At 58.7% G+C, this 6312-nt stretch carries 5 protein-coding genes; 2 read left to right on the forward strand and 3 right to left on the reverse strand.

From position 1 onward, the window contains the following. Window positions 1–151 precede the first annotated feature (151 nt). Window positions 152–1000, forward strand: coding sequence for a TatD family hydrolase (locus H5U08_RS08120; RefSeq protein ID WP_297032011.1), 849 nt, complete (start codon window positions 152–154; stop codon window positions 998–1000). Window positions 1001–1172: 172 nt separating this feature from the next. Here H5U08_RS08120 and H5U08_RS08125 read toward each other — a convergent pair whose 3' ends face one another. From H5U08_RS08125 to H5U08_RS08135, 3 genes are all read right to left on the reverse strand, one after another. Next, entirely contained in the window at window positions 1173–2612 is a 1440-nt protein-coding gene (locus H5U08_RS08125) for a TlpA disulfide reductase family protein (protein WP_297032013.1), read from the reverse strand. A 154-nt stretch (window positions 2613–2766) separates the two neighbouring features. Further along, a complete protein-coding gene (locus H5U08_RS08130) occupies window positions 2767–3660 on the reverse strand; it encodes an LOG family protein (RefSeq protein ID WP_297032015.1) in 894 nt (297 codons plus the stop codon). 193 nt (window positions 3661–3853) lie between these two features. Next, on the reverse strand, window positions 3854–4741 hold the full coding sequence (locus H5U08_RS08135; protein ID WP_297032018.1) for an A24 family peptidase: 888 nt from the start codon (window positions 4739–4741) through the stop codon (window positions 3854–3856). Window positions 4742–4958: 217 nt separating this feature from the next. On the opposite strand from H5U08_RS08135, the gene H5U08_RS08140 reads away from it, so the two are divergent. Beyond that, window positions 4959–6312 (forward strand): Gfo/Idh/MocA family oxidoreductase (locus H5U08_RS08140; protein WP_297032020.1); only part of this gene is annotated, 1354 nt, incomplete at its 3' end.

Below are 6312 nucleotides of genomic sequence, written 5' to 3' on the forward strand. Positions count from 1 at the left end.
ATAGGGATTAAGGGCCCGATGGCAGAGGCCCTTCCAGCACAGGCAGCAGACGCGCTTGGAAAAGGGAAAAGTCTGGCCAGAGTGACGCACACAAACGATCCTGGAGAGTGACAAACGTTCGTCGGAAAAATTTTGTAAGGGTGTGCCAATTATGCTGATCATTCAACCGCATTACCACGCTATCGCGAGAACCACCCAGGATTACGAGCGAATGGCTGCTGCGGGGGTGGTAGCCGTGGCCGAGCCGGCCTTCTGGGCGGGATTTGATCGTCGTTATCCCGAGACGTTTTTGGACTATTTCCGACAGATCAGTGAGTTTGAACCCACCCGAGCGGCCCAGTACGGCATTCGCCATTTCTGCTGGGTGGCGGTGAATCCAAAGGAAGCCGAGAACCTGGAAATCAGTCACGCTGTGCTTTCCCAGATGCCGGAGTTCTTCCGCAAACCGACGGTGCTGGGCGTGGGTGAGACGGGATTGCACAAGTCCACCAAGAATGAGTGCGAAGTTTTTGAGGCGCAAATTGAGCTGGCCCTCCGGTACGATCAATTGCTCCTCGTTCATACGCCCCATCTGGAAGATAAATACTACGGGACGAAAAGAATTCTGGAAGTTCTGAAAGGCTTTTCCATCGACCCCAGTCGGGTCTGGATTGATCATGTGGAAGAGCACACGATCAAAATGGTGAAAGATGCGGGCTACTGGGTGGGGTTTACGCTCTACCCAATCACCAAGTGTTCTCCCAAGCGTGCCGTGGACATGCTCGAGCGTTACGGTTGGGAGCGAACGCTCATTAATTCCTCTGCGGATTGGGGTCCGAGCGATCCGGCCACACTTCACGAGTGCATCTTCGAGTTTCGCCGGCGCGGCTATGGCTTGGAGGAAGCGCTGGAGGTGTTCTACAATAACCCAGTGCGTTACCTGTCTCAGAATCCCAAGTTCGATTTGCCGCTGGTGAAGATGGAAATGCTCACGCCCACGGGAGCCGTGCCCGTCGCGTGACTCTCGTCGCTGGTTGCGTTAGCGGGCTTATGCTGTCATCGCACGTCCGATCTGGAGGGCGTGGGCGCCCCGGCTGGAACGTCACGCCGCGGAGCGTGCGGGACCCACCCCCTGAACGGATGGGTCGAAACCTGCTTCTCTTGATGGTGACTCGGAGACGCAGGGAGACGCCTCACGGAGTTTTGGTTGTGGAGGCTTTCGACTCGGACGCAGGGGCAGTGGGCTTGGCGTCGGCCGGCCCGAGCAGTTCCTCCAGCTTCTTGCCCAACTCTTCTCCACGGACATCCATGGCGAGGACCGTTCCGTCTTTTCCGACCAGCATCGTGGTCGGCACGGCGAGGATGCCGTAATACCGGGCGGGATCGGCGGGGCCTTTGGCATTGGGGTCCTGAACATGAATGATGGTCCAGGGGATTTTTTCGCTCTCGATATATTTGTCGAGGGCTGATCGGTCATCGTCGATGCTTATTCCCACCACATCGAAGCCCTTGTCGTGGTAGCGTTCGTAATTTGCCTTAATGTTCGGCATTTCCGCGCGACAGGGGCCGCACCACGTGGCAAAGAAATCCACCAGCACGATTTTTCCGCGGTACTGGGCCCAGTTAAAATCTTTGCCGTCTGTCGTTTTGCCCGCCAGCTCCATTTTTTTGCCGGGCAGCTCGAGTCGCCGACCAGCGCCCTGAAGCTGCTCTCCTGCCTCGGCGATGGCGGGGTTACTGTTTTTCGCCAGCAGTTCACCGAACTTCTGGTAGTACTGCCCAGCCGGGAAGTCGAGTTCGGCATATTCCAGCGGAGAAAGGATCTGCATGAGCACGGCAATATCCGCTTCGTCGGGGCTGGCTTTCTGGGCAAGCAAATTGAGCATCTCGTCGAGATACTTCTTGACTTCACCAGCCAGAGCGGCCTTTTCGTCAGGGGAGTGCATCTGGAGCCTCAGGGCCAGAAGTCCGCCCCGTGCCCTCGTCGCGACATCTTTGAAGCCGAGTTGTTCAATTTTGTGGGGGATCTTGGCGACGTCGGCCAAAAGGTCCGGACCGCCAAGTCGAGGACCCATCAGGGCCCACTGGGCGGCCGCCTGCACATCCTCTGCCTTGAGGGGCAGTTTGCCCTCGAGAACACGGTTGGCCAGAGAGACAAGCTGCTTGCCCATCTCCGGAACCAGCTTTCGAGCTTCGGGATCCCGCATCCGCAACAGTTGCAGGAGCGCCTGAAATTTCCAGTGAAGAGCCTTATCGATCGTGGAAGCATCCGTCCCGGCCTGAGCGATGATTTTGTCGGCGGCCGTCATGATAGCCTGGGCCTGCTTCTGCCGAAACACCATCAGCCCCTGCGTGTCCGGCGGCCCCAGTTCCTTGCTCAGTTTCTCGATAAACTGAAACAGTTGCTCAGGCGTTCCTTCGGGGACTGTGATGTCCTGGGAACCCTGCGGTGGGGCGGCCTCAGTTGCAGGGGCTGCTGGACCGGGCGAAGTGCCCGATTCCGCCCGTGCAGCGAAGGCGCCTATTCCCGCCAGAATTCCCACCGTCAGGGCGCATCCCCCCAACACACACACGTTCAACCATCCGCGCTTGCACATACCGACCAGCCTTTCCGCCGAATCGCACCAAACCATGAAACGAACACACTCCCGCTTCACCCGGGAGTCCGAAATCTGCCCAGGCACCTATAACCCTATGGGGTTTTGAGAAGAAAAGCAAGCACGAGGGGCGCGGAGCGTCCGCAAGCAGGCTCAAACCGCCCAAGTGGCGGGAGTAGTGCCAGCGAGTCTAATGGGCAATCCCGCCGCCGTTTTCCCAGTGGACAGGAACGGCGTGCAGGGCCGTAAGATGGTGGAAGCGGCAGATCTTGTCCCAGGCCTCTTCGGCCGTCTCAGCGAACTCGAAAAGATTGAGGTCTTCATCGTCGATGACGCCCTCATCGGCGAGAAACTGAAAATCGATCACGCGTTCCCAGTACTCCCGCCCAAAGATGATGATGGGAATGGGCTGCATCCTGCCTGTCTGCCGAAGTGTGAGGGCGTCGGTCAGTTCATCCAGGGTGCCAAAACCGCCGGGGAACACTACGAGGGCCTTGGCTCGCAGCAGGAAGTGGAATTTCCGCAGAGCAAAATAACGGAATTGGAAACAGAGCTCGGGCGTGATGTAGGGATTCGGAATCTGCTCCAGTGGCAACCGGATGTTAAGCCCGATCGATTTCGCCCCCGCTTCGTAAGCGCCGCGATTGGCGGCCTCCATAATCCCAGGACCTCCCCCGGTGCAGATCACGTAGTCGCACTGCCCATCCTGTTTGCAGGATTGTGAGACGAGATAGGCGAACTGTCGGGCAAGATCGTAATACCGGCTCTTGGCAAGAAGCCTCTGTGCCCGGGAAACCGCCCGCTTGAGCTTGGGATTGTCCGGATCGGCGCGGAGCGCGGCCTCGGCTTCCTCCAGCAAACGGCGGGCTTCCGGCTCATCCACGATGCGGGTGCTTCCAAAGACCACGACCGTCGAATTGATTTTTTCCCGCTCAAAGGCCAGTTCCGGTTTAAGCAACTCCAATTCCATCCGGTTGGGTCGGAGCTTGGGATCGGCAAGAAACTCCAAATCCTGGTAGGCCAGCCGATAGCTGGGAGACTTCAGGATCCGTTCGATGGCGGCTTGCCGTTCCTGGGGGTCCATGTCGTGCCTCAGTCGTTAAAAAGGAAAAAACGACGGTTTTGTTTATCTCGTGGCGATCTCCCGACTCTTGCAGATTACCCAGAAGCTGGAATTTCTCCAAGGTCAATCCATCAGGAACGTGGTCTCTCCGAAACGGGGACACGCGGTTTATTCCGGTTGTTCGGGAAGGCCCGACCTGCCAGGTGCCTGTCTTCTATACGAGAAATAGAAGGCCCCAGTTGGCCAGTCCCCAGAGAGCCAGAACGCCCCCCCGAAGGCGCCGTGCCTGTTCGACTTCCGAAAAAGCCCTTTTGCGGCTCCCTCGGAATTTCCGCGAAGATGCCCAGCCCTGTAAAACGAGCGCCACAACTCCCAAAATAATCCCCACCGGTGCAGGCCAGACGAGGGCTGCCATCCCTGTGGCGAAGGTCCAATCCCATGAATGAACATCGGGGCGGCCTGCGCGATTGAGCCGCTTCAGCGCTCGATGACTGACAATATCCGCCGCCCATCCGAGAGCGATTCCGACGATCAAATCGGCCCAAAACGCAGGTCCGAGCGGACTATCACTCAAAATGGGAACATGACGCTCGACAGGCCATAGCGACATGAGTCCATTCGCCAGGACCGTGATGCCGATACAGGGCGTCCACACAACAAGGGGAACGGGTTGGCCGTCCCAGGAGATGGCCGCCACCACGAAAACGGTCAGCAGGAACGCCGCCAGAGAAAGCACCTGCAACAGCACGGCCGTGGCCGCATGATCCATCACGGCAATCCCACCCAACCACTGGCCCCAGTGTCCCGTACTGACCACCTGCGCTGTGGAGCCCACAATCACGCTGGAGATGGCCTCCACAAGCGGGTAGCGCACCGAGATGGGAGCACCACAATCGCGGCATCGGCCGCGTAAAATGAGCCAACTGAGGACGGGAAGATTGTCGAACCAGCGGATGGGATGCCCGCAGTGGGGACAGTGTGAGCCTGGCCAGACCAGACTTTCACCTCGCGGCAGCCGGTGGATGACGACGTTGAGAAAACTCCCCACCACGGCGCCGATGACGAACCACCAGATTTGGATGACGGTATCGAGTGCGTTCAAGGCGGAGCCCTCAACTCGGCGTCACTGGGACGGAAATCGCGATGGCTTATCTTGATGATAGGACACCCTGCCGCGGCGTGATATAATGGCGGCGGCTGATGTCCCCTAATCGCCCGCGCTGTTAGCGACGGAGGACCGGGCGTTTGGGGTAGGGGAAACACGACAAGGCGGCCGAAGTCAATCCGCCCATTTTATGCAAAAACGAGGAGACCACGATATGAATTCCGACCGCATCCCCCTGAGTCGTCGCGCGTTTATTCAGGAAAGCATTCTGGCTTCGCTGGCAGCGGGAGTCCTTCCGGCGGTGTCCCTTCGGGGAAGTGAGGCTCCGGCATCCCAAACAGCGGCCAAGGCTGGACCCAACGACAAGCTTCAGGTCGCCGTTTTAGGGGTGCGAGGTCGGGGCCAGGATCATGCCGCCGCGTACGCCTCCCGATCGGACTGCCACGTCCTCTACCTGTGCGATGCCGATCGGGACGTCGGACACGCGTATCTCGAGCGGTTTGCCAGCCGATTTGGCTATCGCCCGAAATTTGTCCAGGACCTCCGTGAGGTCATGGCCGATCCAGCCGTGGACATCGTTTCCATCGCCACGCCCAATCACTGGCATGCCCTGGCCTCCATCTGGGCGATTCAGGCGGGCAAACATGTCTATGTGGAGAAACCCGTCAGCCACAATATCAGCGAGGGACGCCGCATCGTTCAGGCGGCGCGGAAATATCAGAAACTGTGCCAGGGAGGAACCCAGCGGCGATCCGAGGGACGTTATCGGGCGGCGGCTGAGGCCATCAAAGCCGGGAAAATCGGCAAGGTGACCCTCATCAGATGTGTCATGTATCGGCCGCGGAATCCGATTGGACCTCCGGGCGATTACCCCATTCCGCCGGGCGTGGATTACAACCTCTGGGCTGGACCGGCACCGATGGCCAAAGTCACCCGCAGATCCTTCCATTATGACTGGCACTGGTTCTGGAACTACGGCAATGGCGAAATCGGAAATAACTGCATCCACTGCGTGGACACGGCGAGGATCCTCGTGCCGTTTCACACTCTCGGGCGGTGGGTCGTCAGTTACGGCGGGCGACTCGGCTTCCACGACGCCGGAGAAACCCCCAATACCCAGGTGGCCGTCCACGATTTGGGGAACGGATTGACCCTCGTCCAGGAAGTCCGCAACCACAAAACAGACAAGCCGTTCCTCAATGGGGCGGTGCTCATCGCGGGAGAAGAAGGTTACATCGCATGTGACCTGGGCGCCAACGTGGTGCTCTACGATCGAGCGGGAAATCCCAGGGAGAAACTTCCAAGTTCCGGCGGAGATCATTTCGCCAATTTTGTGGAGGCAGTGAAAGCAGGCCGTCAGGACATGCTCAACGCGGATGTCGAGGAGACGCATATCTCCACGGCTTTCACCCATCTGGCCAACATTTCTTATCTGCTCGGGCATCAGGCCGGTCATGAGGAACTGGTGGCCGCCCTGGAACCGCTTCATGTCAACGAAGACTGCGTGGCCACTCTGAATGCCATTGAGGCCCATTTGAAAGAAAACGGCATCGAATTGCAAAAAGAAC

Source organism: Thermogutta sp. (genome assembly GCF_014359955.1).
In the GTDB taxonomy this organism is placed as follows: domain Bacteria; phylum Planctomycetota; class Planctomycetia; order Pirellulales; family Thermoguttaceae; genus Thermogutta.